This window comes from Clavibacter sepedonicus, assembly GCF_000069225.1.
Classification (GTDB): domain Bacteria; phylum Actinomycetota; class Actinomycetes; order Actinomycetales; family Microbacteriaceae; genus Clavibacter; species Clavibacter sepedonicus.
Genome location: NC_010407.1, coordinates 531887 through 558736, shown reverse-complemented (window position 1 = coordinate 558736; position 26850 = coordinate 531887). Strand labels below are relative to the sequence as shown.

Below are 26850 nucleotides of genomic sequence, written 5' to 3'. Positions count from 1 at the left end.
CGTGCGTGGTGCGGGTGCTAGTCGAGCTTGCCGTAGACCTGCTCGGAGAACGTCGCCTTGTTGCCCGTGCCGTACTTGTACACGGAGACGTACGCCTCGGTCGGGTCGCCGTTCTCATCGAACGTGATCGGCCCGGAGATGCCGTCGTAGTCGATGTCGGTGCCCGCCTCGATGAGCTTGGCGCAGTCCGCGAAGGTCGTGCACTTCGTACCGCCCTCCGAGACCGACTGGAGGTTGTCCTTCAGCGTCGGGCCGTCGGTGGCCTTGCCCTGGAGCGCGGCGAGCGCGAGGAGCGTGGTGCCGTCGTACGACTCCGCGGCATAGCTGAAGACCGAGAGGGCGGGGTCGCCGTCGGCCTTCACCATGTCCTGCAGGCGGCCCTGGAAGTCCTCCTTGGCCTCGACGCCGGGGTTCGTGAACTGCGCACCCGCGATGTCGACGTTGGTGTCGGTCTCCTTGATGACGCCGTAGTTGCCGTCCGTGCCGTAGAAGTTGCTGAAGTCGAAGCCCTTCGACGCCAGCTGGTCGGCGATGGTCTTGATCTCGTCGAAGGAGATGACGACCAGGGCGTCCGGGTTCGGCGCGAGAACCGACGTGATCGCGCTGTTGAAGTCGGTGCTCGACGGCTCGAAGGTGGCCTCGGCGGCGATGGACGCGCCACCGGCCTCGAGAGTCTTCTTGATGTTCTCGCGGAGGCCCTTCCCGTACGCGTCGTTCATGTAGAGGATCGAGACGTTCGTCTTGCCGTCCTGCAGGATCTTGTTGCCGAGGATGCGGCCCTGGAGCACGTCGGACGGGGCGGTGCGCCAGTAGTAGCCGTTGTCCTTGTACGTGCTGAACTCCGGAGCCGTGTTCGCCGGCGAGAGCTGGACGACGTTCGCCGACACGACCTGGTCGATGAAGGTCTTCGAGACACCCGAGGACGCGGCGCCGATGATGGCGCTGTTCCCGTCCGCGATGAGCGACGTGGCCGACTGGCTGGCGATGTCGGTGGTGGCGTCGCCCGAGTCCTTGTCGGTCACGGTCATCGTGATGCCGGCCTTGGCGGCGTTGATGTCGTCCTCGGCGAGGTGCACGCCGGCGAACTCGGGCGGGCCGAGGACCGCCAGGCTGCCCGTCTGCGGCAGGATCGTGCCGACCTTGAGGTCCAGGCCGCCGTCGCCCGTGGTGCCGCCTCCATCGCCGCTGCCGCCGGAGCAGCCGGCGAGGACGAGGGCGCCGGCCACCGCGATGGTGACGGCGCTGAGGGCGGTGCGGGATCGTGAGCGGGAGGCCGAAGCCCTGCCGAATGCGCTCATGGTGCTCCTTATGGATGTGTGTGGTGATGCTCGGGAATGTGATGCAGGAGGCACGCGAATGCGCGCCTCGCCTGGTGCGACCCTATGGCGCGGATGAGACGGGCACAATGCATCGGCATTTCCGTCGTGTAACGCGACCCGATCGTTACCATTCACGGAATGCGCGACGGGATCCGAATCAGATGCCGTCCACGACCGCCGGATCCATCTGCCGACGCACCACGGGAGTGATCGGCCTGCGGGACGCGCGGACCATGTCGATCGTGAGCAGCACGAGCGCCGCCCAGACGATCGCGAATCCGGCCCACCGCTCGGGCGGCATGGCCTCGTGCAGCACGAACACCCCGAACGCGAATTGCAGCAGCGGGGCCAGGTACTGCGTGAGCCCGATCACGGAGAGCGGCAGGCGTCCGGCGGCGAATCCGAACGGCAGGAGCGGGCCCGCGGTGACGACGCCCGTGCTGACCAGCAGCAGCGTGTGGCCGGGCGACACCGTGCCGATGGTGAGCCCGGCGCCCGCGCCCGTGATCACGAGCATGGCAGTCGCGGCCGGCACCAGCCACGCGGTCTCGAGCGCGAGGCCGGAGAGCGCGTCCGCGCCCCCGCTCACGCGCTTCTTCACCAGCCCGTAGAGCCCGAACGACCCGGCGAGCGCGAGCGACACCCACGGCAGCTGCCCGTAGCCGACGGCGATGACCGCCACCGCGACGGCCGAGAGGCACACGGCGGCCCACTGCAGCGGGCGGAGGCGCTCGCGCAGGAGGATCACGCCGAGCAGCACCGTGACGATCGGGTTGATGAAGTACCCCAGCGCCGTCTCGACGACGTGGCCGGAGAGCGTGCCGTAGACGTAGACCGTCCAGTTGACGAGGATCAGGTGCCCGGCGAGGCCGAGGCCCAGGAAGATGCGCGGGCGGCGCACGATGGCGACCACGCGCGACCAGCGCCGGGCGGCCGTGATGACGATCGCGCAGACGACGAGCGAGAAGAGGATCCGCCAGCCCACGATCTCGAACGCGCCGGCCGGCACGAGCAGCAGGAAGAAGACGGGGAGGACGCCCCACAGGCCGTACGCGCCGACGGCGGCGATCAGGCCGGTGCGGGTCGAGGACTCCGGGGTGGGGCGCGTCACCTCACGAGGCTAGCGCCGCGGACGCGGGATGCCCGCGATGGCGGGTGGGGCGCGGACGCACGAGAGCCCGGCCGAATCGTGTCGGCCGGGCTCCCGGGTGGTGCGGTGGTGCGGTGTCGCTGAGGCGGAGCGTCAGCGCTCGATGACGGCGAGCACGTCGCGCGCCGAGAGGACGAGGAGGTCCTGGCCGTCGTACTTGACCTCGGTTCCGCCGTACTTGGAGTAGATGACCTTGTCGCCCACGGCGACGTCGAGCGGGACGCGGTTGCCGTTGTCGTCGATGCGGCCGGGGCCCACGGCCACGACCTCGCCCTCCTGGGGCTTCTCCTTGGCGGTGTCGGGGATGACCAGACCAGACGCGGTGGTCTGCTCGGCTTCGACCTGCTGGATGACGATGCGATCCTCGAGCGGCTTGATGGAGACCGACACGGTTGACCTCTTCCTTCTTGGCGTACGGGACAAGACTGATTGGCAATCCCCAGGGGAGAGTGCCAGGTGAGATTCTACGGGCCGCGCTTGCACTCGCGCAACGCGAGTGCCAATCGGTGCAGAGGTGCCCCGGTACGGTGGGCGGATGGATCAGACCGACCTCCGCGAGGTGCTCTCGCTCGAGGGGCTCCGCCTGCTCGACTCCCTCCCCGAGCCCGCGCCGGGGGACGACATGGTGCGGATGGTGAGCGCGCTGCGCGGTGAGGGGTACTCCCCCGCGCTCGTGCGCGCGGTCCTCACGCAGTCGCGCCTGCGGGCCCGGGCCAGGGCGAAGTTCGGCGACTTCGCCGCGCGCATGCTCTTCACGGAGGCGGGGCTCGAGCAGGCGACCCGGCTGCCGGTCGCCGCGCAGCACGCGGGGCGCTTCCAGCAGGCGGGCGTGGCGCACGTCGCCGACCTCGGCTGCGGGATCGGCGGGGACGCGATGGCGATGGCGGCCATCGGGATCCGCGTCACGGCCGTCGAGCGCGACGAGGTGACCGCCGCGGTCGCCGGATGGAACCTCGCGCCGTTCCCCGAGGCCGAGGTCGAGCAGGGCACGGCGGAGGCCTTCAGCGCCGGTCGCGTCGACGGCGTGTACCTCGACCCCGCCCGGCGCACCGACGGGCACTCGTCGACCCGCCGCATCTCGGATCCGGACGCCTACTCCCCCACGCTCTCCGCGGCGTTCGAGCTGGCGGCGGGACGGGCCGCGGGCATCAAGCTCGGGCCGGGCCTCGACCGCGACCTCATCCCCGCGGAGGCGGAGGCGCAGTGGGTCTCGGTCGACGGGCAGGCCGTGGAGATGGGCCTCTGGTTCGGGCCGACCCGGCGCGACGGCGTGCGACGGGCGGCGCTCCTGATCAGCAGCGGATCGCAGGCGGAGCTGACGTCGGCGGCCGACAGCGAGGATGCCGAGCTCGGCGAGCTGGGCGAGCACCTGTACGAGCCGGACGGGGCGGTGATCCGCGCACGGCTCATCGGCGACCTCGCGCGGTCGCTCGACGGGCGCATGGTCGGTGAGGGCATCGCGTGGATCACGTCCGACCGGGAGCAGGCGACGCCGTTCGCGCGCGGCTTCCGGGTGCGCGAGGTGCTGCCGCTCGACGAGCAGCGGCTGAAGCGGGAGCTGCGGGCTCGTGGGATCGGCACGCTGGAGATCAAGAAGCGCGGGGTCGACGTGGATCCGGCGCGGCTGCGGACGCGGCTGCAGCTGAAGGGCGACGGCTCGGCGACGCTCATCGCGACGCGGGTCGGCGGGCGACGGGTGGCGATCCTCGCGGACCGGCACGGGGTCGACGCGGGCTGAGGCGGGTCCGTCGGCCCCGGACGCGATGACGCGGCCGCCCCGAGGGGACGGCCGCGACGACGTGATGCGGGTGGTGCGAGCTCTGCGGGCTACGGCGCCGTCGGGATCGGGGTGCCGTTGATCTCGCCGGTCTGGATCGCGGTGTTCACGAACACGACGACGACGAGGACCACGATGATGCTGACGAGCACGCCGACGATGCCGAGGATGATGCCGGTGAGCCAGAAGCCCTTGGTCCCGGGGTTGCGCTTGCGCGCGAGGACACCCGTGATGATCGCCGCGATGCCCACGAAGAACGTGAGGAACCACAGCGGGAGCGACAGGACCACGCACACGATGCCGAGCACCATCGACGTGATGGCGAGGCCCTTCTTGGGCGCACCACCCTGGCCGGGCTGGTACGGCGCCGCGTAGGGCGAGTCGGATCCGGCGGCGGGAGCGGCCGGGTAGGCCGGCTGGCTCGGCGCGGGAGGGAAGCCGTCGTTGGAGCGGTCCGGGTTCTGCGGATCGGTCATAGTCGTTCCTTTCGTCCCTGGGAACATACCGTGCATCGTGCCACGGGATTCTCCTGTTCGGGAAATAGCCGCGAAAGGTCCCCGTAATGGGGGCGTCGGAAGGGTCAGTCGACCTGGACGACGGTGACGGGGAGCGTCGAGTCGGCGCCGAACGCGAGACCGGACGGCGCGCGGCCCGACTCGATGAGGCGCGCGCCGAGGGCCGCGATCATCGCGCCGTTGTCGGTGCAGAGCGACAGGGGCGGGATCCGCAGCTCGATGCCCGCCGCCCGGCACCGCTCCGCCGCCAGCTCCCGCACGCGCGCGTTCGCGACGACGCCGCCGCCGAGCAGCAGGCGCGGGATCCCGTGGTCGACGCACGCGGCGACCGCCTTCGTGAGCAGCACGTCGACGACGGCCTCGCGGAAGCTCGCGGCGACGTCCGCCACGGGCACGGGCTCGCCGGCATCCTGGCGCTTCTCGACCCAGCGGGCGACCGCGGTCTTGAGTCCGGAGAACGAGAAGTCGTAGCGGTGGCGCTCCATGTCCTTGGGGAGGGAGAGGCCGCGCGGGAAGCGGATCGCCTTCGGGTCGCCGTCGGCCGCGACCCGGTCGATGTGCGGGCCGCCCGGGTAGGGCAGGCCGAGCACGCGCGCGACCTTGTCGAACGCCTCGCCCGCGGCGTCGTCGATGGTCTCGCCGAGGAGCTCGACGTCGTCCACCAGGTCGCGCACGAGGAGGAGCGAGGTATGGCCGCCGGAGACGAGGAGCGCGATGCTCGGGGTCTCGAGCGGGACGCCGGGTCTGCCGTCGGTGCTGAGGAGGTCGGCGCCCACGTGGCCGACGAGGTGGTTCACCCCGTGCAGCGGGATGTCGAGGGCCACGGCGAGCGCCTTCGCCGCGCCGACCCCGACCATGAGCGCGCCGGAGAGGCCGGGGCCCGCGGTGACGGCGACCGCGTCGAGGTCGCGGAGGGCGACGCCGGCCTCGGCGAGCGCCGCGTCGATCGCGGGGGTCAGCGCCTCGAGGTGCGCGCGGGCGGCGACCTCGGGCACGACGCCGCCGTAGCGCGCGTGCTCGTCCATGGAGCTGGAGATGACGTTGGCGAGGAGCGTCTGGCCGCGGACGATCCCGATGCCCGTCTCGTCGCACGAGGTCTCGATGCCGAGGACGAGGGGGCCGGCGTCGGGGGCGGCATCCCCGTCGGCGTGCGCTGGCGCGTGCGGGACGGTGGATCCGGCGCGCTCGGCGGGGGCGTCCCGCGGCTCCGCGACCGCGGGCGGCGTCGCGGCGAGGGCGGCGCGCATCACGACGGCGTCGACGTCGTCCGGCTGGTAGTAGTGCGGGCGGACGGCGATGGCCTCGAACCCGAGGGACGCGTACAGGGCCTGCGCGACCGGGTTGTCGGCGCGCACCTCGAGCAGCACCTCGCGCGCACCGCGGGCGTGCGCCTCCGCGACGAGCCGGGTGAGCAGGGCGCGGCCGATGCCGCGGCCTCGGCTGCCGTCGGCGACGGCGATGGTCTGGACGTCGGCGGCGTGCGCGCCGCGCGGGCAGGAGAGGCCGGCGTAGCCGAGGATCGCGCCGTCTGCCTCGTCGACGGCCACGACATACCAGCCGTGGCGAGCGGTCAGCTCGCCGCGCATCGCGTCCGCCGACCAGGCGTCGGAGACGAACGTGGTGGTCTCGAGGTGCATCAGCGCGGGCAGGTCGGCGACCTCCGCGCGGCGGAACAGGACGCTCACGAGGTGACCCGCTTCGGGCCGGCGGAGACGGTGACGTCGGGCGAGCGGAGGTAGAGCGCCTCGTCGGCCGCGAAGGGCAGGTCGAGCTCGTCCATCCGGCGGGCGACCTGCGCGAGGGAGGCCGCGCTCACGGCCGCCGCGTCGATGCGGTGGTCGGCGACCGGCACGTCGTCCGGCTTGCTGAGGCCGGGGCCGGCCGTGCGCTCGGCGACGCCGCCGTCGACGGGCTCGCGGTAGACGGACCAGTACAGCTCGCGGCGGCGCGCGTCGGTGACGACCACGAGGGATCCGGTGCCGCCCGCCGCGTAGTGGTCGTGGGCGACGGCGTCGTGGCTGACCACGGGGATCACGCGCACGTCCAGGCCGGTCGCGAGCACGCGGGCCGCGGCGATGCCGACCCGGAGGCCGGTGAAGGGGCCGGGGCCCATGCCCGCGACGACCGCGCGGACGTCGCAGCGCTCGATGCCGGAGGCGGTGAGGCACTCGTCGAGCAGCGTGCCGATGACCTCGGCGTGCCGCATGGTGTCCGCCTCCTGGCGCTCGGCGAGGACGCGGCCGTCGGGGTCGATGACGGCGACGCCCGTGCCTGCGGAGGTGTCGATCGCGAGGAGCACTGGACGAGTCTAGGCGCGGGGGCGCGCGCGGAGCCGCCGGATGCGGACGGTGCGGGGCTCCTCCGGGGCGGCGTCCGGGTCGGAGGCGTCGTGGGCGCCGTCATGCCCGCCGTCGGCCGCGTCGGGATCCGCGTCCCCCGCACCCGTGGGCCGCGCGATCGCGAGCTCCCACCACTCCTCCGCGACGCCGTCGAGCTTGCCCTCGCCCCACTCGACCACCACGACGGAGCGCGCGAAGTCGATGTCGAGGTCGTCGAGCTCGCGGGCGTCGGCCAGGCGGTAGGCGTCCACGTGCACGAGCGGTGGACCGTCGACGAGGCTCGGGTGCGTGCGCGCGAGGACGAAGGTGGGGCTCGTGACGGGGCCGCGCACGCCGAGGCCGGCGCCGAGCCCGCGCGTGAACGTGGTCTTGCCGGCGCCCAGCGGGCCGGACAGGACGACGAGGTCGCCCGCGCCCAGCTCGCGCGCGACGGCGCGGCCGAGCTCCTCCATATCGTCGGTGGTGGCGACGGGGACGAGCTCGTCGGAGAGGACCTCGGCGGTCGCGCCGTTGGCGGCGGCGCCTCCGCCGTCCGGGTCGTCGGCGTCCGCCCGCTCGTGCAGGTGCACGCGGTCGACGCGCGGCCCCACCCGGGTCACGATCTCGTCGCCGATGGTCTCGGCCCAGCCGGCCCACTCCTCGGCGGTGGGCTCGCCGCGGTCGCCGGGGCCGAGGATCACCGCGGTGTCGCCGACCTCGACGGGCAGGTCGCCGACGTCGAGCACGAGCTGGTCCATGGCGATGCGGCCGGCGACCGGGAAGCGGCGGCCGTTGAGGAGGACGGAGGCGCGCGGGGCGGCGATGCGCGGGATCCCGTCGGCGTACCCGAGCGGCACGAGCACGAGCGTCGACGGTCCGGCGGTGCGGTGGTCGAGGCCGTACGAGACGCCGTGCCCGGCCTCGACGCGCTTGACGGAGACGACGTCGGCCTCGAGCGTCATCGCGGGGATGAGGCCGAGGTCGCGGCCGGAGCGGTCGTCGAACGGCGAGATGCCGTAGACGGCGATGCCGAAGCGCACCATGTCGAAGCGCGCGGCGGGCAGGCGGATCCCCGCGGAGCTCGCCGCCAGGTGCTTCTCGACCGGACGCGCGCCCAGCTCCTCGGCCACGCGCACGGCCTCGCGGAAGCGGGCGAGCGCGGCGTCGTCGTCCTCGGGAGACGCGTCCGCGAGGTGCGACCAGAGGGCGTGCAGGGTCAGCTCGCCCGCGGAGTCGGCGGCGACGGCGGCGCGCACGAGGTCGGGCCAGAGCTCCGGGGTGGCGCCGTTGCGGCTGAGGCCCGTGTCGGCCTTGAGGTGCACGCGGGCGCGGATCCCCGTAGCGCGCCCCGCGGCGGCGATGCGCTTCAGCTCCCACAGCGCGGAGACGCCGAGGTCGATCTCCTCCTCCACCGCGACGCGGAAGTCGGTGTCGACGCCGTGGAGCCAGGCGAGGAGGCGTGCGTCGATGCCGGCGCGACGGAGCTCGACGGCGGACGCGACGTCGAGGACCGCCAGGCTCTCGGCGCCGGACTCGAGGGCGGCGCGCGCGACCTGCAGCGCGCCGTGGCCGTAGGCGTCGGCCTTCACGGCGACCATGGTGCGCGCGGGGGCGGCGAGCGCCGCGAGCGTGCGGACGTTGTGGCGGATCGCGTCGAGGTCGATCACGGCGCGGCGGCCGGGCGCGACGGGACCGGCCGACGCAGGCGCGGATGCGGGCTCGGTCATGCGGAGTGCCTCCGGGTCACGCGGCCGGCGACGCGCGCGACGATCTCGTAGCCGATGGTGCCGGTCGCCTCGGCCCACTCCTCCACCGAGGGGGCGCCCGTCGCGGGATCCCCGAACAGGACGGCGTCGTCGCCCACCGCGACGGGCCGGCCGTCGACGACGCCGTCGCCCACGTCGACCACGAACTGGTCCATGGCGATCCGGCCGCTCACGCGGAAGCGCGCGCCGTGGATCGCGACGGGCGCGCGGTTGCTCGCGAGCCGGGGCACGCCGTCGGCGAACCCGAGCGAGACGAGCGCGAGGGTGGTCGCGCTGGTGGTGCGGTACGTGTAGCCGTAGGAGACGCCCGTGTCGGCGGGCACGCGCTTGACGGCGACGACGCTGCCGACGAGCGTCATCGCCGGCACGAGGCCGAGGTCGGCCGAGGTGACGCCGTCGAGCGGCGAGATGCCGTAGATCCCGATCCCGAGGCGCACCATGTCGAGGCGCGCCTCGGGTACGCGCAGCGCTCCGGCGGTGGCGGCCAGGTGGCGGATCCCCGGCTCGAGCCCCGCGGCCCGGACGACGTCGACGGCCTCGTGGAACGCGCGGACCTGCGCCCGGTCCTCGTCCTCGCCCGCGTTGGCGAGGTGGCTGAAGACGCCGCCGAGGTGGATCCGGCCCTCCGCGACGAGCGCCGCGACCTCGGCGACGACGCCCGGCCACTCCGCCGGGGTCACGCCGTTGCGGCCGAGGCCGGTGTCGACCTTGAGGTGCACCTCCGCGGTGCGGCCCACGCGACGCGCGGCCTCCGCGGCCTCGCGCACCTGGCGCAGGCTGTTGAGCCCGAGGTCGATGCCGGCCTCGATCGCGGTCGCGAAGTCGGCGTAGGGCGCGTGCATCCAGGTGAGGATCGGCGCCTCGATCCCGGCCGCCCGCAGAGCGAGCGCCTCACGGATGTCGACCACGCCGAGCCGGTCGGCACCGCCCGCGAGCGCGGCGCGCGCCGACGCGACCGCGCCGTGCCCGTAGCCGTCGGCCTTGACCACCGCCATCACGAGCGGCGCGCCCGCCGCGGCACGCAGCGTGCGCACGTTCGTCGAGATCGCCCCGAGGTCGATGCGCGCCTCGCGGCGGAGCGCGGCGGGGACCTGGACGGTCGCCTCGTCGGTCATGCGCCCTCCCCCTCGGTCACGACGAACGCGGTCGCGAGGCCGGCGTCGTGGCTCATGCTCAGGTGGATCCGCGTCACCCCACGCGCGGCCGCGACCCGCGCGACGGCCCCGCCCACCTGGAACGACGGGTCGCCGTGGGCGTCGCGGACGACCTCCATGTCCTGCCAGCTGATGCCGCCGGGTCCGCCGAGCGCCTTGATGAGCGCCTCCTTGGCCGCGAACCTCGCCGCCAGCGAGCGCGTGGGCAGGGACCGCTCGGCGGGCGCGAACAGGCGCGGCACGAGACCCGGAGTGCGCTCGGCGCTCCGGGCGAAGCGCGCCACGTCGACCACGTCGACGCCGATGCCCCTGATCACGCCGCCGCGATCACTCGACGGTGACGGACTTGGCGAGGTTGCGCGGCTGGTCGACGTCGAGCCCCTTTGCGGCGGCGAGCTCCATGGCGAAGATCTGCAGCGGCGTGACGGCCAGCAGCGGCTCGAACAGCGGCGCGGCGAGCGGGATCGGGATGACCTCGTCGGCGTGCGGCAGGACGAACGCGTCGCCCTGCTCGGCGATCGCGATGACCCGGGCGCCGCGCGCGCGGATCTCCTCGATGTTGGAGATGACCTTCTTGTGCAGCGCGAGCTGGTGCACGGGGCTCGGCACGATCACGAAGACGGGCTGCCCCGGCTCGATGAGCGCGATGGGCCCGTGCTTGAGCTCGCCCGCGGCGAAGCCCTCGGCGTGGATGTAGGCGAGCTCCTTGAGCTTCAGCGCACCCTCGAGCGCGACCGGGAACCCGACGTTGCGGCCGAGGAAGAGCACGGCGCGCGTGTCGGCCATCCACTTCGCGAGCTGGCTGATCCTCTCGCCCTGCTCCACGACCGTGGCGAGCTTCTCCGGCACGGCGAGCAGCTCCTCGGTGTTCGCGACGATCTCGTCGGCCGACAGCGTTCCGCGGATGCGCGCGAGGTGCAGTCCGAAGAGGTACAGCGCGGCGACCTGCGCGACGAACGCCTTCGTCGACGCGACCGCGACCTCGGGACCCGCGTGCGTGTAGACGACGGCCTCGGACTCGCGGGGGATGGTGGCGCCCTGCGTGTTGCAGATGGAGAGGACGCGGGCGCCGGCCTCGCGGGCGTAGCGGACGGCCAGCAGCGTGTCCATGGTCTCGCCGGACTGGCTGATGGAGATGACGAGCGTCGTCGCGTCGAGCACGGGGTCGCGGTAGCGGAACTCGTGCGCGAGCTCGACCTCCACGGGGACGCGCGCCCACTTCTCGATGGCGTACTTGCCGAGGATGCCGGAGTAGGCGGCCGTGCCGCACGCGACGATGACGATGCGCGAGATGTCCGCGAGGTCGACCTCGCCGATCGCGTCGAGGTCGGGCAGCACGACGACGCCATCGACGATGCGGCCGCGGAGGGTGTTGGCCACCGCATCCGGGCCCTCGCTGATCTCCTTCGCCATGAAGCTCGACCAGCCGCCCTTCTCGCTGGCGGAGGCGTCCCACGCGATCTCGAACTCGTGCGTCTCCACGGGCGCGCCGTGGAAGTCGGTGACCGTGACGGAGTCGGGGCGGATGGCGACCATCTGGTCCTGGCCGATGGCGACCGCGCGGCGCGTGAACTCCACGAACGCGGCGACGTCGGATCCGAGGAAGTTCTCGCCGTCGCCCAGCCCGATGACGAGCGGGGAGTTGCGGCGGGCGCCGACGACGAGTCCGGGCTGGTCGCGGTGCACGGCGAGGAGCGTGAACGCGCCCTCCAGCCGGCTCACGGTGTTGCGGAACGCCTGCTCCAGGTCCTGCGTGATGCCGTACTCGCGGCCGAGGAGGCGCGCGGCGACCTCCGTGTCCGTGTCGCTCTCGAAGGTGTAGCCGTCCGCGAGGAGGTCGTCCTTGAGCTCCGCGAAGTTCTCGATGATCCCGTTGTGGATGAGCGCGAGCTTGCCGTCGTCGCCCAGGTGCGGGTGCGCGTTGCGGTCGGTGGGGCCGCCGTGCGTGGCCCAGCGCGTGTGGCCGATGCCGGTGGATCCGTTCGGCAGCGGCGACGCCTCGAGGTCCTCGAGCAGGCGGTCGAGCTTGCCGGCGCGCTTGCGGACGCCGAGCGTGCCGTCGGCGTCGAGCACCGCGACGCCCGCGGAGTCGTATCCGCGGTACTCCAGCCTCCGCAGCCCCCCGAGGAGCACCTCGAGGCTCTTGGACTCACCGACGTATCCCACGATTCCGCACATAGGGACCGACTTTACCGTCGCCTCCTCGGGGATCCGTCCGCGCCCTGCGCGCCGGGCGCGCCCCGGGCCAGCCATAGGATGGGACGCCATGGCCGACACCGCGACGGGATCCCCGACGAGCCACGGCCACGTCTCCCCGTTCGTCGAGATCGCCCGCGCCGACTGGGCGGCCCTCGCCCCCGCCACGCACCTCCCGCTGCGGGAGACCGAGCTGGTGCAGCTGCGCGGCATCGGCGACCGCCTCGACATGCGCGAGGTGGAGGACGTCTACCTCCCGCTCAGCCGACTGCTCAACCTCTACGTCACGGGCACGAAGAAGCTGCACCGGGACACGAGCGCGTTCCTCGGCGAGCGCGCGAAGAGCACGCCGTTCATCATCGGCGTCGCGGGATCCGTGGCCGTCGGCAAGTCGACCGTCGCCCGGCTCCTCCGCGAGATGCTCGCGCGCTGGGACGACACCCCGCGCGTCGAGCTCGTGACGACCGACGGCTTCCTGCACCCCAACGCGGAGCTCGAGCGCCGGGGCCTCATGGAGCGGAAGGGCTTCCCCGAGTCGTACGACCGGCGGGCGCTCTTGCGGTTCGTCACGCAGGTCAAGAGCGGGGTGCCCGAGGTGCGCGCGCCGTTCTACTCGCACCTCGCGTACGACATCGTCCCCGGCGCCGAGGTCGTCGTGCGCCAGCCGGACGTGCTCATCATCGAGGGGCTCAACGTGCTCCAGCCGGCGGCATCGGGCGCCAAGCTCGCCGTGAGCGACCTCTTCGACTTCTCGATCTACGTCGACGCCCGCACCCACGACATCGCGCAGTGGTACGAGGAGCGGTTCCTCAGCCTCCAGCGCGGGGCGTTCAGCAACCCGCGCTCCTACTTCCACCGGTACGCGGAGCTCAGCCCGGCCGAGGCGGTGGCGCGCGCACGCGGCATCTGGTCGGCCATCAACGAGCCGAACCTCGAGCAGAACATCCGCCCCACCCGGTCGCGCGCGACGCTCGTGCTGCGGAAGGACGCGGACCACTCGGTCGCGAACGTCCTGCTGCGCAAGCTCTGACGCGGGCGGGCCCGTGCCCGCGGTGGAGCCGGTCGGCCAGGCCGGTCGGCCAGGCGGGTCGAGTAGGCCGGTCGGCCAGGCGGGTCGGCTAGGTGTAGTTCCTGGGGAGGTTGTGAACGCTGGGGCGGATAGCGAAGACCTCCGGGACGATGTGGGTTACCACACTCATCAACGTCCACGGAGGTCTTCGTGACTCACGCTAACGCCCCGTTCACTCCCGCGGGCAGGGTTCGGCTTGCCCGGTTGATCATCGAGGACGGGTGGCCGGTCCGGCGTGCGGCGGAGAGGTTCCAGTGCTCGCCGGCGACGGCGTCGAGATGGGCTCGCCGGTATCGGGCCGGGTTGCCGATGACGGACCGCTCATCCCGCCCGCACCGGCAACCGACCCGCACGAGTCAGCGTCGGGAGCGGCGGATCATCGCGCTGAGATTCACTCGCCGGTGGGGCCCGCACCGCATCAGCTATCACCTCCGCGTTCCGCGTTCGACGGTCGAGCGGGTGCTGAACCGGTATCGGATGCCGTTGCTCGAGCACGTCGATCTGAGCACCGGGCTCCCTGCCCGGCGGTCTCCTGCCCGACGCTACGAGCACTCCTCGCCGGGAGATCTGGTCCACGTCGACATCAAGAAGCTCGGCCGCATCCCGGACGGCGGCGGGCACCGAGTCCTCGGCAGAGCGGCCGGCCGGAGGAACACTCCCCGGACCGGGCGGGGATACGCGTTCCTGCACCACGCCGTGGATGACCACTCCCGACTCGCGTACTCCGAGATCCTCACCGACGAGCGCAAGGAGACCGCCGCCGCGTTCTGGGCCCGCGCGAACGCGTTCTTCACCACCGCGGGCATCACCGTGATCCGTGTCCTGACGGACAACGGCTCCTGCTACCGCTCCCACGCCTTCACCGAGGCGCTCGGATCGATCACGCACAAACGCACCCGCCCGTACCGGCCCCAGACGAACGGGAAGGTCGAGCGCTTCAACCGCACCCTCGCCACGGAATGGGCTTACGCCCATCCCTATCGCACCGACGAGGCCCGCGCCGCGACCTACCCTGCCTGGCTGCATCACTACAACCACCACCGCCCCCACACCGGCATCGGCGGACTCACGCCCGCCGAACGCGTTCACAACCTCACTGGGAACTACAACTAGGCCGCGGGCTCGATACCCACGGACGCCTCGGCCGGCTCCGGCAGCGGCGGCTCGCCGGTCGGGCGCGCGTAGTAGGCCCAGGGGATCCACATCGACCCGATCCGCTCCCAGCCCTCCGCCTCCAGCGCGTGCCGCGACGAGAAGACGCTGACCCGGCGGTACTCCCACTGCTGATCGTCCTGCACGAGGTCGTGGTAGAGCGTGCCGAAGGCGACGGAGTGCCAGCCGTGCCGGCCCGCCTCCTCCAGCCGCTCCATCTCGGTGAACGCGGTAACCGGACTCAGGCGCCGGCCACGTGTGCCCACCGGTCGGGCCTCCTGGCCGAACCGCTGTTGCGCGGCCTGCCGCGAGATGCGCAGCGTGTCGCCGATCCGCTCCCAGCTCGCCCCGGCGGCCCTGGCCGAATGGACGGCGTCACGGAGCGTGTCGTGGGCCTCCGCGTCGATGTCGGCGACTGTCGCGACGAGTCGCAGGTACGCGTCCCGATCGCCCTCGAGGTCGCGGTGGATGTCCGGGTCGAGTCGGCTGATGATGGCGGCGATGCCGTCGCGGATGATGGTCTGCTTCTTATTCACACCGTCAACCTACGCTTGACGCATTGCTGTGTCAACGCGTGCTTGACGCGCGAGCGGTCGGGGTTCTCGTGGCGTCGTCGCTCGGTTCGACGCTCGCTCGTCAGCCGAACGACACGTGCTGCATCACCCACGCGTGCATCACGACCGCGGCCGCCGCGGACGCGTTGATGGAGCGGGTGGATCCGAACTGCGAGATCGCGACGGTCATGTCGGCCGCGGCCACCGCCTCGTCGCTGAGGCCCGGGCCCTCCTGGCCGAAGACGAGCACGCAGCGCTCCGGGAGGCGCGTGGTCTCGAGCAGCACGGATCCGTCGACGTTGTCGATCGCGATGATCGGCAGGCCCTCCCCGCGCGCCCACTCCACGAGGTCGGCGATGGTGGCGTGGTGCACGACGTGCTGGTACCGGTCGGTGACCATCGCGCCGCGCTTGTTCCAGCGGCGGCGGCCGACGATGTGCACGGTGTCGGCGGCGAACGCGTTGGCGCTCCGCACGATCGACCCGATGTTCATGTCGTGCTGCCAGTTCTCGATGGCCACGTGGAACGGGTGCCGGTGCTGGTCGAGGTCGGCGACGATCGCGTCCATCCGCCAGTAGCGGTAGCGGTCGATCACGTTGCGGGTGTCGCCGCGCTCGAGCAGCTCCGGATCCAGGTGCGGCTCGTCGGGCCAGGCGTCGGATCCGCCGGGCCAGGGGCCGACGCCGTGCGTGCTGTGCTCGTGGGTGGGCGCCGCCTCCGGCGCCTCGGGCTCCGACATCAGATGTAGATCCCGGGATCCACGAAGAACGCCGGATCCACGTGCGCGTCGGGCGCGCGACCCGCCCGCTTCCCGGTCTCGACCGCGGGGATGCCCGTGAGCACGGATCCCGCGGGCGCGTCCTTCACGACCACCGCGTTCGCGCCGATGACGCTGCCCGCGCCGACCGTGATGGGCCCGAGCAGCTTCGCTCCGGCGCCGATGGTGACGCCGTCGCCGACCGTCGGGTGCCGCTTGCCGTGCACGAGGCTCTTCCCGCCGAGCGTGACGCCGTGGTACATCAGCACGTCGTCGCCGACCTCGGCCGTCGCGCCGATCACGACGCCCATGCCGTGGTCGATGAACAGCCGCCGGCCGATGCGCGCCCCCGGGTGGATCTCCACCCCGGTCAGCGCCCGCCCGACCTGGGCGAGCAGCCGCGCGGCCAGCCGCAGACGCCGCCGCCACAGCGCGTGCGACACCCGGTGCAGCCACACCGCGTGCAGGCCCGGGTAGCCGAGCACCATCTCCGCGTACCCGCGCGCGGCCGGATCGTGGGCGCGCGCGGTGCGGAGGTCCTCGACGACCCGGGCGACGATCCCCACGCCTAGTCGCGCAGGTCGTCGAACAGCACGGTCGAGAGGTACCGCTCGCCGAAGTCGCACACGATCGCCACGATGGTCTTGCCTTTGCTCTCCGGGCGCTTCGCGATCTCGAGCGCGGCCCACACGATGGATCCGGACGAGATCCCGCAGAGGATGCCCTCGTCGGTCGCGAGCGCGCGCGAGACGCGGATGGAGTCCTCGAGCGAGACGTCGACGACCTCGTCGTAGATCCCGGTGTCGAGGATCTCGGGCACGAAGTTCGCGCCGATGCCCTGGATCTTGTGAGGGCCGGGCTTGCCGCCGTTGAGGATGGGCGAGTCGAGCGGCTCGACCGCGACGATCTTGACGCCCGGCTTCCGCTCCTTCAGCACCTGGCCGACGCCCGTGATGGTGCCGCCCGTGCCGACGCCCGCGATGAACACGTCGACGCTGCCGTCGGTGTCCGCCCAGACCTCCTCGGCCGTGGTCTCGCGGTGCTTCTGCGGGTTCGCCGCGTTCGCGAACTGCTGCGCCCAGATGGAGTTCGGCGTCTCGTCCACGATCTGCTTGGCCCGGTCGACCGCGCCGCGCATGCCCTCGGGGCCGGGGGTCAGCACGATCTCGGCGCCGTACGCGCGCAGCACCAGCCGGCGCTCGATGCTCATCGTCTCGGGCATCGTGAGCACGACCTTGTACCCACGCGCCGCGCCGACCATCGCGAGCGCGATGCCCGTGTTGCCGCTCGTGCCCTCGACGATGGTGCCGCCGGGCTTCAGCGCCCCCGCCTCCTCGGCCGCGTCGATGATGGCGACGCCGATGCGGTCCTTCACGCTGGACGCCGGGTTGTGCGACTCGAGCTTCACGAGCACCGTCGCGTCGAGTCCCTCGGTGAGCCGGTTGAGCCGGACGAGCGGCGTGCCGCCGACCAGCTGGGTGATGTCGTCGTAGACGCGACCTGCCATGGGTTCCACCTTCATCGTGATCCGGATCGGTGCGGGGCGCTGCCGCGCGCACCTGCTCGACTTCGAGCCTATGGGAGGCCAACCGCGCGTGTCGCGGCGGCATTCCGGGGCGGGCGGACGGCCTGTCGGGACGAGCTGTGGAGGAGTCCGTCGCCGCCAGCATCGCCCGGGCGAGGATGCGCGCGACAACCCCGAGGTGACCCCGCGGCGTCCGAAATCCGCACCCGAACCGGGATCCCTCCTGCTCACGAAGGAGAGACATGCCCATCCCCGCGCGTCCACTCACGATGATGCTCGTCGTCACCGCAGCCTCGCTGGTCGGAGCCATGACCGCCGCCCTGGGAGCTGCTCCCAGCGCGGTCCCGGTCGCCGCGCCGCGCAGAGCAGCGGTCGCGAGCGTGAGCGTCGACTCCGTTGCCCGAATGGCGCCCGCGACCAGCCTGGCTGCCACCCCCGCCATGACCGACGCCGACCTCGACGGCCTCGTTGCGGTGCTGGACGCCCTGCCCGAAGACATCAAGTCGGCCGATCCCCGCACGACGCCGGACTACGAGCGGCGGCTGAGCCGCGCCATGGAGGCGACGACCTCCGCTCGGCAGTCCACGAGGGCGGATGCTTCCGTACTCCTCGGACTCGCACCGCGGCATCTCCTCGGCGAGGCCGGACGCATCGGTGCGCCGACGCAGGTGGAGCTGGCGACCGACTGGATCGCCTGCGGCGCAGCGGTCGCCGGCGTCATCGCCCAGTACGGCATCCCTGTGGTAAAGGTCCTCGGGTGGATCCGTGAGGCTCGAGAGATCTGGCAGACCGCCTACGGGATCTACGTCGCCATTCGGGATGGAGTGTTTGCCGTGCAGATGGGCGAAGAGGCCGCCCAGCTCCTCGGCGCGATCCTCGGGGTGGACGGCGTGGCGAGCGCCTACTTCAGCTCCGCGGCGGTGACCGCCTGATGCGGAGCCTCTCCGGCGCTCGAGCCGACCGACCCCGCAATCCGCCGGGCTGGGAACCTCCGGACCTCTGGGCCCCCATCGTCGGGCACTTCACCGTGGCCCTCGTCAAGACGCCGCTCGTCCTCCTTGTGACGTGGGTCGCATCAACCATCACGGGAACGGGTCACGCTCGTGCATCCGAGATCGTGTCGGCCGCCGTCGTGATGACCATCCTCGATGTCCTCGTCACGGTCGCCGTGGAGCGTCCGTTCGTCGTTCGCCGACGCTTGGCGAGCCCTGGCGGTTGGGACTTCGCGCTCCTACCGTGGCTGGCTTCATCCGCCGTCGCCTATGCGGCTGGCATCGCGATGCTCGGGGTGCCACTGGGTCTCGTCCTAGCGACGGCGATGACCTCCGTCGAAGGACTCGAGATGCTGTGGAGACGCGCCTGGCGTCCCGGGGACACCGATGCCGAGTTCCAAGAGAAGTGGGCCAGGACGAAGGAGCTCGCGAAGGAGACCTTCGCGCCCGACGTCGCGGAGATCCGCCGACGGCTGGACGAGCGGGCCATGGACGGGTACCGCCGGAGGATCGCCGAGCGCGAGGCGCAGCGGGAGCAGGAGGCCGACAACCCGCCGCGCGACGCGTGACCGCCGCCCGCCGAGGCGGCAGGCTGGACCCATGAGCACGCGCATCGAGGTGGCGGGGCCGGGCGGCCCCGAGGTGATGACCATGACGGACGGACCGGTGCCGGATCCCGGACCCGGCGAGGTGCGGATCCGGGTGCACGCCGCGGGCGTCAACTTCATCGACACGTACCGGCGCAGCGGCGTCTACCCGATGGCGCACCCGTACATGCCGGGATCCGAGGCCGCGGGCGTCATCGAGGCGCTCGGCGACGGCGTCGCGGGCGTGCACGTGGGCGACCGCGTCGCGACCGCCGAGGCGTCGGGCACGTACGCGCAGCACGCGCTCATCCGCGCGGAGACGCTGCTGCCCGTGCCCGACGGCGTGGGCTTCGAGACCGCCGCCGCGCTCCCGCTCCAGGGCCTCACCGCGCACTACCTCGCGACGAGCTCGTACCCGGCCGGCCCCGGGGATCGCGCGCTCGTGCACGCGGGCGCGGGCGGCGTGGGGCTCCTGCTCACGCAGCTGCTCGTGGATCGCGGGGTCGAGGTGATCACCACGGTGTCGACCGAGGAGAAGGCCGCCCTCTCGCGCGCGGCCGGCGCGACGCACGTGCTCGGCTACGACGACGTGCCCGTGCGCGTCCGCGAGCTGACGGGCGGCCGCGGGGTCGACGTCGTGTACGACGGGGTCGGCCGCGACACGTTCGACGGCTCGCTCGCCAGCTTGCGCATCCGCGGCACCCTCGTGCTCTTCGGCGGCGCGAGCGGCCAGGTGCCGCCATTCGACCTGCAGCGCCTCAACTCCGGCGGATCCCTGTCGGTCTCCCGCCCCACGCTCGCCCACTTCCTGCTCGACGCCGAGGAGCGGCGCTGGCGCGCGGGCGAGCTGTTCGCAGGCGTACTCGACGGATCCCTCGACGTGCGCGTCGGCGCGACCTACCCGCTCGCGGACGCCGCGCGCGCCCACGAGGACCTCGAGGCGCGGCGCACGACGGGGTCGATCGTCCTGGTCCCCTGACGGCGGGTCGGCGGGCTCGCACCGGCACCGCCTACCCTCGTCCCATGCCCGCACCCGGATCCGCGCCCACGCGCCTCGGCTTCCTCACGACCGGCGCGTTCGACCCCGCCGACCCCGCGACCGGCCTCGAGGACGCGCTCCGGCTCGTCGAGCTCGGCGACGCGCTCGGCCTCGACACCGCGTGGCTCCGGCCCGACCACCTCGTGAACGCGATCTCGTCCCCCGTCGCGATGCTGGCTGCCGCCTCGCAGCGCGCCCGCCGCATCGGGCTCGGCACGGCGTCGATCCCCGTCCGCGCCGAGAACCCGCTCCGCCTCGCGGAGGACCTCGCGACCGTCGACCTGCTCTCCGGCGGCCGCCTCCGCCCCGGCCTCTCGGTCGGCAACCCGACGCGCGTCGCGGCCGTCGACCGGGCGATCCACCCGGTGACCGCCGAGCACGAGGAGCCGGGACGCGAGCGCCTGCTCCGGTTCCGCGACCTGCTGCGCGGCGGTCGGGTGCCGGGCGCGGAGGAGCACGACGATGAGCGCGACGCCGAGGACGACGACGCACTCACCTCCACCGTGCAGCCCGCGTCGCCCGGCCTCGCCGACCGCCTGGGCTACGGCGCGGCGACGCTCCGCACGGCCGCATGGGCGGGCACGCACGGCTTCCACCTGCTCGCGTCCGACGTGACCGAGCGCGGATCCCGGGGCCGCGGCTTCGCGCAGGACCAGCGCGCCCTCATCGACGCCTACCGTGCCGCGCACCCGGATCCGGCCGCCGCGCACGTCACGCTCGCCCTCGTCGTGGTGCCCACCGACGGGGCCACGGCCGAGCAGCGCGCCCGGTACGCGGCCGATGCGGCGGCGCGCGCCGAGCGGGCCGCGCGAGCCGACCAGGGGGAGGACGCGCAGGCCGCGTCGAGCATGGTCCGCGCGCCCGACCTCGTGGGCCCGTCCGACGAGCTCGCCGCCGCCCTCCTCGCGGATCCCGCCGTGCAGGCCGCGGACGAGCTCGCGATCGTGCTCCCGGCCGGGCTGCCCGCGGGCGACCGCGCGCGGATCCTCACGGACGTCGCCGAGCGCCTCGGCCCGGCGCTCGGCTGGTCGCCCGCGACGGCCTGATCCGTCCGCCGCGCGCCGACGACGTCCCCACCCGCGCACGCAGCTCGCGAGTCGCGTCGCGGTCCGCCTACCCTCGATGCATGCCCGCATCCGGTACCCCGCTGAAGCGCCTCGGCTTCCTCACCATCGGCACCTTCGACCCGGCGGATCCCGCCGCCGGCCACGAGACCACCCTCCGCGTCATCGAGCGCGGCGAGCAGCTGAGCTTCGACAGCGCGTGGCTCCGGCACCGCCACCTCCAGCACGGGATCTCCTCCCCCGTCGCCGTGATGGCCGCGGCCTCGCAGCGCACGGAGCGCATCGATCTGGGCACGGCCGTCACGCCCATCGGCGCGGAGAACCCGTTCCGCCTCGCCGAGGACCTCGCGACGGTGGACCTCCTCACCGGCGGCCGCCTGCAGCCCGGCTTCTCGATGGGCACGCCCATGTCGTTCGACCGGTACCGCGACGCCATCTACCCCGACACCCTCGAGCAGGAGGACCTCGGCTACGACCGGCTCCTGCGCTTCCGCGACCACGTGCGCGGCGACGTCGTGGACGACCGCGCCGGCCGCGAGGGCCAGGAGGAGTACGCGTCCACCGTGCAGCCGCAGTCGGCGGGCCTCGTCGACCGGCTCTGGTAGGGCGCGGGCAGCACCCGATCCGCGGTGTGGGCCGCGGAGAACGGCTTCCACCTCCTCACCTCCAGCGTGATCTAGGGCGAGCTCGGGAACGACTTCGCCGCGGACCAGCGCGTGCAGGTCGACGCCTACCGCGCCGCCCACTCGCGCGGCGCCGAGGCCCGGGTCTCGCAGGGCCTCGTCGTGATCCCCACCGACCGCGCGACGCACGAGCAGCGCGCCCGCTACGAGGCGTACGCCGCCTCCCGGGCGCACCGGGTCGGCGTGCCGATGGGGCCGCGGAGGATGCTCTTCGCGGCGGACCTCGTGGGCACGTCCGACGAGATCGCCGCGACCCTGCACGCCGACGCCGGGTTCCAAGCGGTCGACGAGGTCGCGTTCGCCCTGCCGTTCACGTTCGGCGAGGCCGACCTCGAGCAGATCCTCACCGACATCGCGGAGCGCCTCGGCCCGGCGCTCGGCTGGTCGCCGGCCGCCTGAGCCGCGCTGACGACGACCCCGCGCACGACGACGCCCCTCCCGCGCGTGGCGGGAGGGGCGTCGCGAGCGATCCGGCGAGGGATCAGTGCATGCTCACGGCCTCGCTCGACGCGCCCTCGCGGAAGCGCTCGAGGGGGACGCGCACCATCGACCAGGAGATGATCGAGGCGCAGGCCACGCCGATCGCCGCGGCCAGGAACACCACGTGGTACCCGTCGACCTGCTGCTGCAGCGGGTTCGCGACGCCGTCGGTGACCGACGCGGTGACCGCCGACGCGAACAGGGCCGTGAAGACGGCCGTGCCGATGGATCCGCCGATCTGCTGCGTGCCCGTGAGCGCCGCGCCCGCGACGCCCGCATCCCGCGGCTCGATGCCGGAGAGCGCCACGTTCTGCATGGGCACGAACACGAACGCGAGCCCGATGCCGAGCAGGATCTGGCCGGGCAGCACCTGCACGACGTACGCGCCGTCGACCGTGATCCGGCTGAACCAGAGGAGACCGGCCGCCGCGACGAGGGGACCCACGGTCATGAGGATGCGCGGGCCGACCTTCGGGAGGAGGCGGGCGACCTGCGGGGCCGTGAGCATGATGGTCGCGGCCATGGGCAGCGACGCGAGCCCCGAGATCAGCGGCGACATGCCGAGCACGATCTGGAAGTGCAGGGTGAGGTACAGCAGCCCGCCGAGGAGCGCCACGCCCACCATCACGGAGGTGAGGTACGCGCCGCCGCGGGTGCGGTCGGCGACCACGCGGAGCGGCAGCAGCGGGTTGCGCGCCCGCGACTCCCACCAGACGAACGCGACCATGATCCCCACGCCGAGCGCGAGGAAGCCGATGGTGTCCGGCTCGCCCCAGCCGTTCTCCGCGCGGGAGAAGCCGTAGACGATCGACGCGAGGCCGAGGGTGACGAGCAGGGCGCCGGGCACGTCGTAGCTGCGGTCGCCGTCGGCCCGGCTCTCCTTCACGAGCGGGATGCCCGCGATGATCGCGACGATCGCGATGGGCACGTTGACGAGCAGGCACCAGTGCCAGCTGAGGTACTCGGTGAGCACGCCGCCGAGCAGCAGGCCGACGGCCGCGCCGGATCCCGCGATGGTGCCGTAGACCGCGAACGCCTTGACGCGGTCGGGGCCGGACGGGAAGGTCACCGAGAGGAGCGCGAGCGCGGCGGGCGCGAGGAGCGCCGCGAAGACGCCCTGCAGGCCGCGCGCGATGAGGAGCATCTCGCTCGAGACGGCGAAGCCGCCGAGCGCGGAGGCGGCCGCGAAGCCGACCATGCCGAGGAGGAAGGAGCGCTTGCGGCCCCAGTAGTCGGCGATGCGGCCGCCGAGCAGGAGGAGGGACCCGAAGGCGAGCGCGTAGACGGTGACGACCCAGGTGCGGTCGGCGTCGGTCATGCCGAGGTCGCGCTGGGCGGCCGGCAGGGCGATGTTCACGATGGTGCCGTCGAGCACGACCATCAGCTGGGCGAGGGCGACGACGGCGAGGAGGATCCACTTGCTGCGGGCGGACGGCGCGGCGGGGGTGGTGGGCGCGGCGGGCGCGGCCTGGCCGGAGGTCGCGGCGGCGGGCGTGGACGGCGGTGCGTTCTCGGGGGTGCGTGCGTGCGAGATCAGGTGCTCCTGGATGGTCGTGCGGCGCCCGGGCGGGCGAGGACGGTCCAATCTAGGGCGGCCCGGGGGCAAGAGTCAAACGAACCGGTTCGTTTGACATACGCTGTTCACATGGCAGAGACGACGGGGTCCGCTCGATCCGCGGACGACAAGCAGGACGACGTCCGGCACCGCATCCTCCTGGCCGCGCGCGAGGAGTTCGCCGCCCACGGGCTGGCGGGCGCGCGGGTCGACCGCATCGCGCGCTCGGGCCGCGCGAGCAAGGAGCGGCTGTACGCGCACTTCACCGACAAGGAGTCGCTGTTCCACGCGGTGCTGAAGCTCAACGGCGTCGAGTTCTTCTCCGCCGTGACCCTGGATCCCGAGGACCTCCCCGGCTTCGTCGGCCAGATCTTCGACCACTCGTACGCCCACCCCGAGCACCGCCGCATGCTCTCGTGGGCCCGGCTCGACGGCGTGACGCTCGACGTGCCGCACAGCGAGACGTCGCCGTCGGCGAAGGTCGACGCGATCCGCCGGGGGCAGGAGTCCGGGCACATCGACCCGTCGTGGGATCCGCAGCGCCTGCTCACGATGCTGTTCGCGCTCGCGCAGGCGTGGGTGCAGTCGCCGTACCCGGCGATGCACGAGGACGGTCCCCGGGGGCGCGCGGCCGATCGCGCGGCCGTCGTGGAGGCGGCCCGGCGGATCACGGCGCCGCCCGCGCGCTGACCCGTGCCCTCCGCTGCGGCATCGTCACGCCATCCTGCGGATTCCCCGGATGAGGGAGACGCTTCCCAGGCCCCGCCCGTAGCGTGGGGCCATGTCCGACACACTGACCCGCGAGTACGAGGCGGGCTCCAGCCACGCGCATCCGCTCCGTCGGTTCCTGCGTCGCTGCCGGGCCTGGATCGAGCTGCACCCGAAGGCCCGCTGGCTGTACCGGATCCTCGTCGGGCTGCTCGGCATGGGCATCGTGCTCGTCGGCATCGTGCTCATCCCGCTGCCCGGCCCCGGCTGGCTCATCGTCTTCCTCGGGATCGCCGTGCTCGGCACCGAGTTCCCGGCCGCGCATCGCGTGAACGTGTTCCTCAAGCGGCAGCTGCACCGGTTCTGGGACGCCTGGCGACGCTGGCGCGCCTCGCGCGCCGAGCGCCGCGCGGCCCGCGCCTCTCGCTGACCCGCTGATCCGGCCTGCCGCCCTCCCCGCGACCGCACCATCTCCCCCTTCCGGTCGATCCGCCGCACACGCCCCGCTCCGTAGGGTCGGGGCATGCCCTCTCCCGCAACGCCCCCGATCCCGGGCAAGGCCCTCCTCCGCCTTCGCACCGTCGGCCGCGAGGCCGCGCTGGTGGCCGTGGCGTTCGTCGGGGGGATGCTCGCCTTCGGCATCGCGATCGTCGCCGTCGAGGAGACCGGCGCCACCGGGGCCCGACCCGCGTTCCTGCTCCTCCTGGACTTGGGCGCCGGCCTCGTCGCCATGGGGCTCCTGCCGATCCGGCGTCGGGCCCCGGTCGGCGTCGCGCTGGTGATCGCGGCCCTCGGCGGCATCTCGTCCTCCGGCGTCGTCGCCGCGTTGATCGCGGTCGCCTCCGTGTCCGCCCGGCGCCGGGCCCGCGAGATCGCCGCGGTCGCGGGCACGCTGCTCGTCGCCACCCTGGTCTGGGAGGGCACCGGCACGACGACCGCGCCGATCCGCCCGGACGAGTGGCCGCTGATCGCCGTCACGATCCTCCTGGTGGTCGCCCTCCCCGTCGTCGTCGGGCTCTACGTGGGCGGCCGTCGGGAGCTGCTGGCCTCGCTCCGGGAGCGCGCGCGGCTCACGGAGGAGGAGCAGGCCCTCCGATCCGCGCAGGCCGCCGACCACGAGCGCACCCGGATCGCACGGGAGATGCACGACGTGCTCGCCCACCGGCTCTCCCTCGTCGCCCTGCACGCGGGAGCGCTGGAGTACCGCGACGACCTGGATGCCGCCGAGGTCCGCGCGACCGCCGGCGTCGTGCGCGACAATGCCCGGACGGCGCTCACCGAGCTGCGCGGCGTCCTCGGGGTGCTGCGGGATCCATCGGGCGCTCCGGCGGTGGCACCCCCGCAGCCGACGCTCGCCGACCTCCCCGCGCTCCTCGATGAGGCCCGCGCCCTCGGCGTCGAGGTGCGCGCGCACGTCCATCCCGGCACCCAGGACGACCTGCCGAGGCTCTCCACGACGACCTCCCGCCATGCCTACCGCGCCATCCAGGAGTGCCTCACCAACGCCCGCCGTCACGCGCCGGGCGCGCCGGTCGACGTGTCGCTCGACGGCCGGGCGGGTGGGCGCCTGCGCATCGTCGTGCGGAACCCCGCGCCCTCCCCCGCCGCCACCGGATCGCCCGCCGCGACGGCCGGCCACGGCCTCGCCGGGATCGCCGAGCGCGCCCACGCCGTGGACGGCACGCTCGACGTCTCCCGGCGCGACGGCCAGCACGTGGTCGAGGCGGTGCTGCCGTGGACGGCATGAGCGACGGCGGCGCGCACCCGGGCGGCGCCGGCCTCGCGGGCGTCGTGCCCGCGGGCGGCCCGCCGATCCGCCTCGTCATCGTCGACGACGATGCGCTCGTCCGCGCGGGCCTCGCGATGCTGCTGGGCGGCGGGCACGGTCTCGAGGTCGTGGGCGAGGCGGCCGACGGGCTCGCGGCCGGCGCCGTCATCGCGCGCACGGCGCCCGACGTCGTGCTCATGGACATCCGCATGCCGGTCTGCGACGGGATCACCGCGACCGCTCGCGAGGTCGCCCGGCGCCGCGACCTGCCGGTCATCGTCCTCACGACCTTCGACGCCGACGAGCTGGTGCTCGGGGCGCTCCGTGCGGGCGCGCGCGGATTCCTGCTCAAGGACACGCCGCCGGTCGACCTCGTGCAGGCGGTGCGGCAGGTGGCTGCGGGCCGGTCGATCCTCTCGCCGTCGGTGCTCGACACCGTGATCGGCGTGGCGGCGCAGCGCGACCGCGCCGACCGCACGGCTGAGCGGGAGCGCTTCATGACCCTGACGGAGCGCGAGCAGGAGGTGGCGCTCGCCATCGCGCGCGGGTGGTCGAACGCCCGAATCGCCGCCGACCTCTTCCTCGGCGTCGCGACCGTGAAGACCCACGTGGGGCACGTGCTCGACAAGCTCGGCGTCGAGGGCCGCGTGCAGGTCGCCGTGCTCGTGCACGAGGCCGGGCTCGCTCCGTCGGAGTGAGCCCGGCCCCGGGTGGTGCCGGCC

The 26850-nt window shown here is 73.3% G+C and carries 26 protein-coding genes and 1 pseudogene; 12 read left to right on the top strand and 15 right to left on the bottom strand.

Going from position 1 to position 26850, the window contains the following annotated elements:
• Nucleotides 1-17 precede the first annotated feature (17 nt).
• The 3 genes from CMS_RS02625 to groES all read right to left on the bottom strand — a co-directional run bounded on the left by CMS_RS02625 (nucleotide 18) and on the right by groES (nucleotide 2859).
• Complete coding sequence (locus CMS_RS02625) at nucleotides 18-1298, bottom strand: ABC transporter substrate-binding protein (protein ID WP_012297972.1); 1281 nt, start codon at nucleotides 1296-1298, stop codon at nucleotides 18-20.
• Nucleotides 1299-1476: 178 nt separating this feature from the next.
• A complete protein-coding gene (gene rarD, locus CMS_RS02620) occupies nucleotides 1477-2430 on the bottom strand; it encodes an EamA family transporter RarD (RefSeq protein WP_012297971.1) in 954 nt (317 codons plus the stop codon).
• 132 nt (nucleotides 2431-2562) lie between these two features.
• A complete protein-coding gene (groES, locus tag CMS_RS02615; RefSeq protein WP_012039257.1) occupies nucleotides 2563-2859 on the bottom strand; it encodes a co-chaperone GroES in 297 nt (98 codons plus the stop codon).
• 145 nt (nucleotides 2860-3004) lie between these two features.
• On the opposite strand from groES, the gene CMS_RS02610 reads away from it, so the two are divergent.
• Nucleotides 3005-4207, top strand: coding sequence for a class I SAM-dependent methyltransferase (locus CMS_RS02610; RefSeq protein WP_041464332.1), 1203 nt, complete (start codon nucleotides 3005-3007; stop codon nucleotides 4205-4207).
• Nucleotides 4208-4296: 89 nt separating this feature from the next.
• Here the strand turns inward: CMS_RS02610 and CMS_RS02605 are convergent, their stop codons facing one another.
• The 7 genes from CMS_RS02605 to glmS all read right to left on the bottom strand — a co-directional run bounded on the left by CMS_RS02605 (nucleotide 4297) and on the right by glmS (nucleotide 12177).
• Nucleotides 4297-4722, bottom strand: a complete 426-nt coding sequence (locus tag CMS_RS02605; protein WP_012297968.1) for a DUF4190 domain-containing protein — start codon at nucleotides 4720-4722, stop codon at nucleotides 4297-4299.
• 104 nt (nucleotides 4723-4826) lie between these two features.
• Nucleotides 4827-6446: a tRNA (adenosine(37)-N6)-threonylcarbamoyltransferase complex transferase subunit TsaD gene (gene tsaD / locus CMS_RS02600; protein WP_012297967.1), complete on the bottom strand. Its 1620-nt coding sequence runs from the start codon at nucleotides 6444-6446 to the stop codon at nucleotides 4827-4829.
• A complete protein-coding gene (gene tsaB, locus CMS_RS02595; protein WP_012297966.1) occupies nucleotides 6443-7060 on the bottom strand; it encodes a tRNA (adenosine(37)-N6)-threonylcarbamoyltransferase complex dimerization subunit type 1 TsaB in 618 nt (205 codons plus the stop codon). Before tsaB ends, tsaD begins: the two co-directional genes overlap by 4 nt.
• Before the next feature lie 9 nt (nucleotides 7061-7069).
• Complete coding sequence (alr, locus tag CMS_RS02590; protein WP_012297965.1) at nucleotides 7070-8806, bottom strand: alanine racemase; 1737 nt, start codon at nucleotides 8804-8806, stop codon at nucleotides 7070-7072.
• Complete coding sequence (alr, locus tag CMS_RS02585; RefSeq protein WP_012297964.1) at nucleotides 8803-9960, bottom strand: alanine racemase; 1158 nt, start codon at nucleotides 9958-9960, stop codon at nucleotides 8803-8805. The genes alr (CMS_RS02590) and alr (CMS_RS02585) overlap by 4 nt, the downstream gene beginning before the upstream one ends.
• On the bottom strand, nucleotides 9957-10316 hold the full coding sequence (locus CMS_RS02580) for a holo-ACP synthase (RefSeq protein WP_012297963.1): 360 nt from the start codon (nucleotides 10314-10316) through the stop codon (nucleotides 9957-9959). Before CMS_RS02580 ends, alr (CMS_RS02585) begins: the two co-directional genes overlap by 4 nt.
• Nucleotides 10317-10326: 10 nt before the next feature.
• Nucleotides 10327-12177: a glutamine--fructose-6-phosphate transaminase (isomerizing) gene (gene glmS, locus CMS_RS02575; RefSeq protein WP_012297962.1), complete on the bottom strand. Its 1851-nt coding sequence runs from the start codon at nucleotides 12175-12177 to the stop codon at nucleotides 10327-10329.
• Between the two features lie 88 nt (nucleotides 12178-12265).
• Between glmS and coaA the strand changes: the two genes are divergently transcribed.
• On the top strand, nucleotides 12266-13225 hold the full coding sequence (gene coaA / locus CMS_RS02570; RefSeq protein WP_012297961.1) for a type I pantothenate kinase: 960 nt from the start codon (nucleotides 12266-12268) through the stop codon (nucleotides 13223-13225).
• A 189-nt stretch (nucleotides 13226-13414) separates the two neighbouring features.
• Nucleotides 13415-14377 (top strand): IS481-like element ISCmi2 family transposase, encoded by a 963-nt coding sequence (locus CMS_RS02565; RefSeq protein WP_012297960.1) that lies wholly within the window; start codon nucleotides 13415-13417, stop codon nucleotides 14375-14377.
• On the opposite strand, the gene CMS_RS02560 is transcribed toward CMS_RS02565, so the two are convergent.
• The 4 genes from CMS_RS02560 to cysK form a co-directional block, all read right to left on the bottom strand.
• A complete protein-coding gene (locus CMS_RS02560) occupies nucleotides 14374-14952 on the bottom strand; it encodes a hypothetical protein (RefSeq protein ID WP_012297959.1) in 579 nt (192 codons plus the stop codon). The genes CMS_RS02565 and CMS_RS02560 overlap by 4 nt on opposite strands.
• 100 nt (nucleotides 14953-15052) lie before the next feature.
• Nucleotides 15053-15709: a TrmH family RNA methyltransferase gene (locus CMS_RS02555; protein WP_012297958.1), complete on the bottom strand. Its 657-nt coding sequence runs from the start codon at nucleotides 15707-15709 to the stop codon at nucleotides 15053-15055.
• Entirely contained in the window at nucleotides 15709-16293 is a 585-nt protein-coding gene (gene epsC / locus CMS_RS02550) for a serine O-acetyltransferase EpsC (protein WP_012297957.1), read from the bottom strand. The genes CMS_RS02555 and epsC overlap by 1 nt, the downstream gene beginning before the upstream one ends.
• A 2-nt stretch (nucleotides 16294-16295) precedes the next feature.
• On the bottom strand, nucleotides 16296-17234 hold the full coding sequence (gene cysK / locus CMS_RS02545; RefSeq protein ID WP_041464331.1) for a cysteine synthase A: 939 nt from the start codon (nucleotides 17232-17234) through the stop codon (nucleotides 16296-16298).
• Nucleotides 17235-17494: 260 nt separating this feature from the next.
• On the opposite strand from cysK, the gene CMS_RS02540 reads away from it, so the two are divergent.
• The 5 genes and pseudogenes from CMS_RS02540 (at nucleotide 17495) to CMS_RS02520 (ending at nucleotide 22016) form a co-directional block, all read left to right on the top strand.
• Nucleotides 17495-18184, top strand: coding sequence for a hypothetical protein (locus CMS_RS02540; protein WP_012297955.1), 690 nt, complete (start codon nucleotides 17495-17497; stop codon nucleotides 18182-18184).
• A 95-nt stretch (nucleotides 18185-18279) separates the two neighbouring features.
• Nucleotides 18280-18813 carry a hypothetical protein gene (locus CMS_RS02535; protein WP_223842701.1) on the top strand — a complete coding sequence of 178 codons (534 nt, stop codon included), beginning with the start codon at nucleotides 18280-18282 and terminating at the stop codon, nucleotides 18811-18813.
• 31 nt (nucleotides 18814-18844) lie between these two features.
• Nucleotides 18845-19810, top strand: coding sequence for a quinone oxidoreductase family protein (locus tag CMS_RS02530; protein ID WP_012297953.1), 966 nt, complete (start codon nucleotides 18845-18847; stop codon nucleotides 19808-19810).
• Nucleotides 19811-19854: 44 nt separating this feature from the next.
• A complete protein-coding gene (locus CMS_RS02525; RefSeq protein WP_012297952.1) occupies nucleotides 19855-20916 on the top strand; it encodes an LLM class flavin-dependent oxidoreductase in 1062 nt (353 codons plus the stop codon).
• 80 nt (nucleotides 20917-20996) lie between these two features.
• Nucleotides 20997-22016, top strand: a pseudogene (locus CMS_RS02520) (LLM class flavin-dependent oxidoreductase).
• An 82-nt stretch (nucleotides 22017-22098) separates the two neighbouring features.
• Here CMS_RS02520 and CMS_RS02515 read toward each other — a convergent pair.
• Nucleotides 22099-23682 carry an MFS transporter gene (locus CMS_RS02515; protein WP_041464330.1) on the bottom strand — a complete coding sequence of 528 codons (1584 nt, stop codon included), beginning with the start codon at nucleotides 23680-23682 and terminating at the stop codon, nucleotides 22099-22101.
• Nucleotides 23683-23742: 60 nt separating this feature from the next.
• Here CMS_RS02515 and CMS_RS02510 point away from each other — a divergent pair, with 60 nt between their 5' ends.
• The 4 genes from CMS_RS02510 (at nucleotide 23743) to CMS_RS02495 (ending at nucleotide 26826) form a co-directional block, all read left to right on the top strand.
• Complete coding sequence (locus tag CMS_RS02510) at nucleotides 23743-24342, top strand: TetR family transcriptional regulator (RefSeq protein WP_049791879.1); 600 nt, start codon at nucleotides 23743-23745, stop codon at nucleotides 24340-24342.
• A 91-nt stretch (nucleotides 24343-24433) separates the two neighbouring features.
• Nucleotides 24434-24790, top strand: coding sequence for a TIGR02611 family protein (locus CMS_RS02505; RefSeq protein ID WP_012297949.1), 357 nt, complete (start codon nucleotides 24434-24436; stop codon nucleotides 24788-24790).
• Nucleotides 24791-24883: 93 nt separating this feature from the next.
• Nucleotides 24884-26107: a sensor histidine kinase gene (locus tag CMS_RS02500; protein ID WP_041464329.1), complete on the top strand. Its 1224-nt coding sequence runs from the start codon at nucleotides 24884-24886 to the stop codon at nucleotides 26105-26107.
• Complete coding sequence (locus tag CMS_RS02495) at nucleotides 26104-26826, top strand: response regulator (RefSeq protein ID WP_012297947.1); 723 nt, start codon at nucleotides 26104-26106, stop codon at nucleotides 26824-26826. The genes CMS_RS02500 and CMS_RS02495 overlap by 4 nt, the downstream gene beginning before the upstream one ends.
• Nucleotides 26827-26850 lie beyond the last annotated feature (24 nt).

Excerpts from the sequence above, each read along its gene's own strand:
- CMS_RS02625 (WP_012297972.1), bottom strand. The coding sequence starts at position 1,298 with ATGAGCGCATTCGGCAGGGCTTCGGCCTCCCGCTCACGATCCCGCACC.
- CMS_RS02540 (WP_012297955.1), top strand. The coding sequence starts at position 17,495 with ATGCCCATCCCCGCGCGTCCACTCACGATGATGCTCGTCGTCACCGCA.
- cysK (WP_041464331.1), bottom strand. The coding sequence starts at position 17,234 with ATGGCAGGTCGCGTCTACGACGACATCACCCAGCTGGTCGGCGGCACG.
- CMS_RS02495 (WP_012297947.1), top strand. The coding sequence starts at position 26,104 with ATGAGCGACGGCGGCGCGCACCCGGGCGGCGCCGGCCTCGCGGGCGTC.
- CMS_RS02505 (WP_012297949.1), top strand. The coding sequence starts at position 24,434 with ATGTCCGACACACTGACCCGCGAGTACGAGGCGGGCTCCAGCCACGCG.
- CMS_RS02555 (WP_012297958.1), bottom strand. The coding sequence starts at position 15,709 with ATGTCGGAGCCCGAGGCGCCGGAGGCGGCGCCCACCCACGAGCACAGC.
- coaA (WP_012297961.1), top strand. The coding sequence starts at position 12,266 with ATGGCCGACACCGCGACGGGATCCCCGACGAGCCACGGCCACGTCTCC.
- alr (WP_012297965.1), bottom strand. The coding sequence starts at position 8,806 with ATGACCGAGCCCGCATCCGCGCCTGCGTCGGCCGGTCCCGTCGCGCCC.
- glmS (WP_012297962.1), bottom strand. The coding sequence starts at position 12,177 with ATGTGCGGAATCGTGGGATACGTCGGTGAGTCCAAGAGCCTCGAGGTG.
- CMS_RS02605 (WP_012297968.1), bottom strand. The coding sequence starts at position 4,722 with ATGACCGATCCGCAGAACCCGGACCGCTCCAACGACGGCTTCCCTCCC.
- CMS_RS02510 (WP_049791879.1), top strand. The coding sequence starts at position 23,743 with ATGGCAGAGACGACGGGGTCCGCTCGATCCGCGGACGACAAGCAGGAC.
- CMS_RS02530 (WP_012297953.1), top strand. The coding sequence starts at position 18,845 with ATGAGCACGCGCATCGAGGTGGCGGGGCCGGGCGGCCCCGAGGTGATG.
- alr (WP_012297964.1), bottom strand. The coding sequence starts at position 9,960 with ATGACCGACGAGGCGACCGTCCAGGTCCCCGCCGCGCTCCGCCGCGAG.
- CMS_RS02500 (WP_041464329.1), top strand. The coding sequence starts at position 24,884 with ATGCCCTCTCCCGCAACGCCCCCGATCCCGGGCAAGGCCCTCCTCCGC.
- CMS_RS02610 (WP_041464332.1), top strand. The coding sequence starts at position 3,005 with ATGGATCAGACCGACCTCCGCGAGGTGCTCTCGCTCGAGGGGCTCCGC.
- CMS_RS02525 (WP_012297952.1), top strand. The coding sequence starts at position 19,855 with ATGCCCGCACCCGGATCCGCGCCCACGCGCCTCGGCTTCCTCACGACC.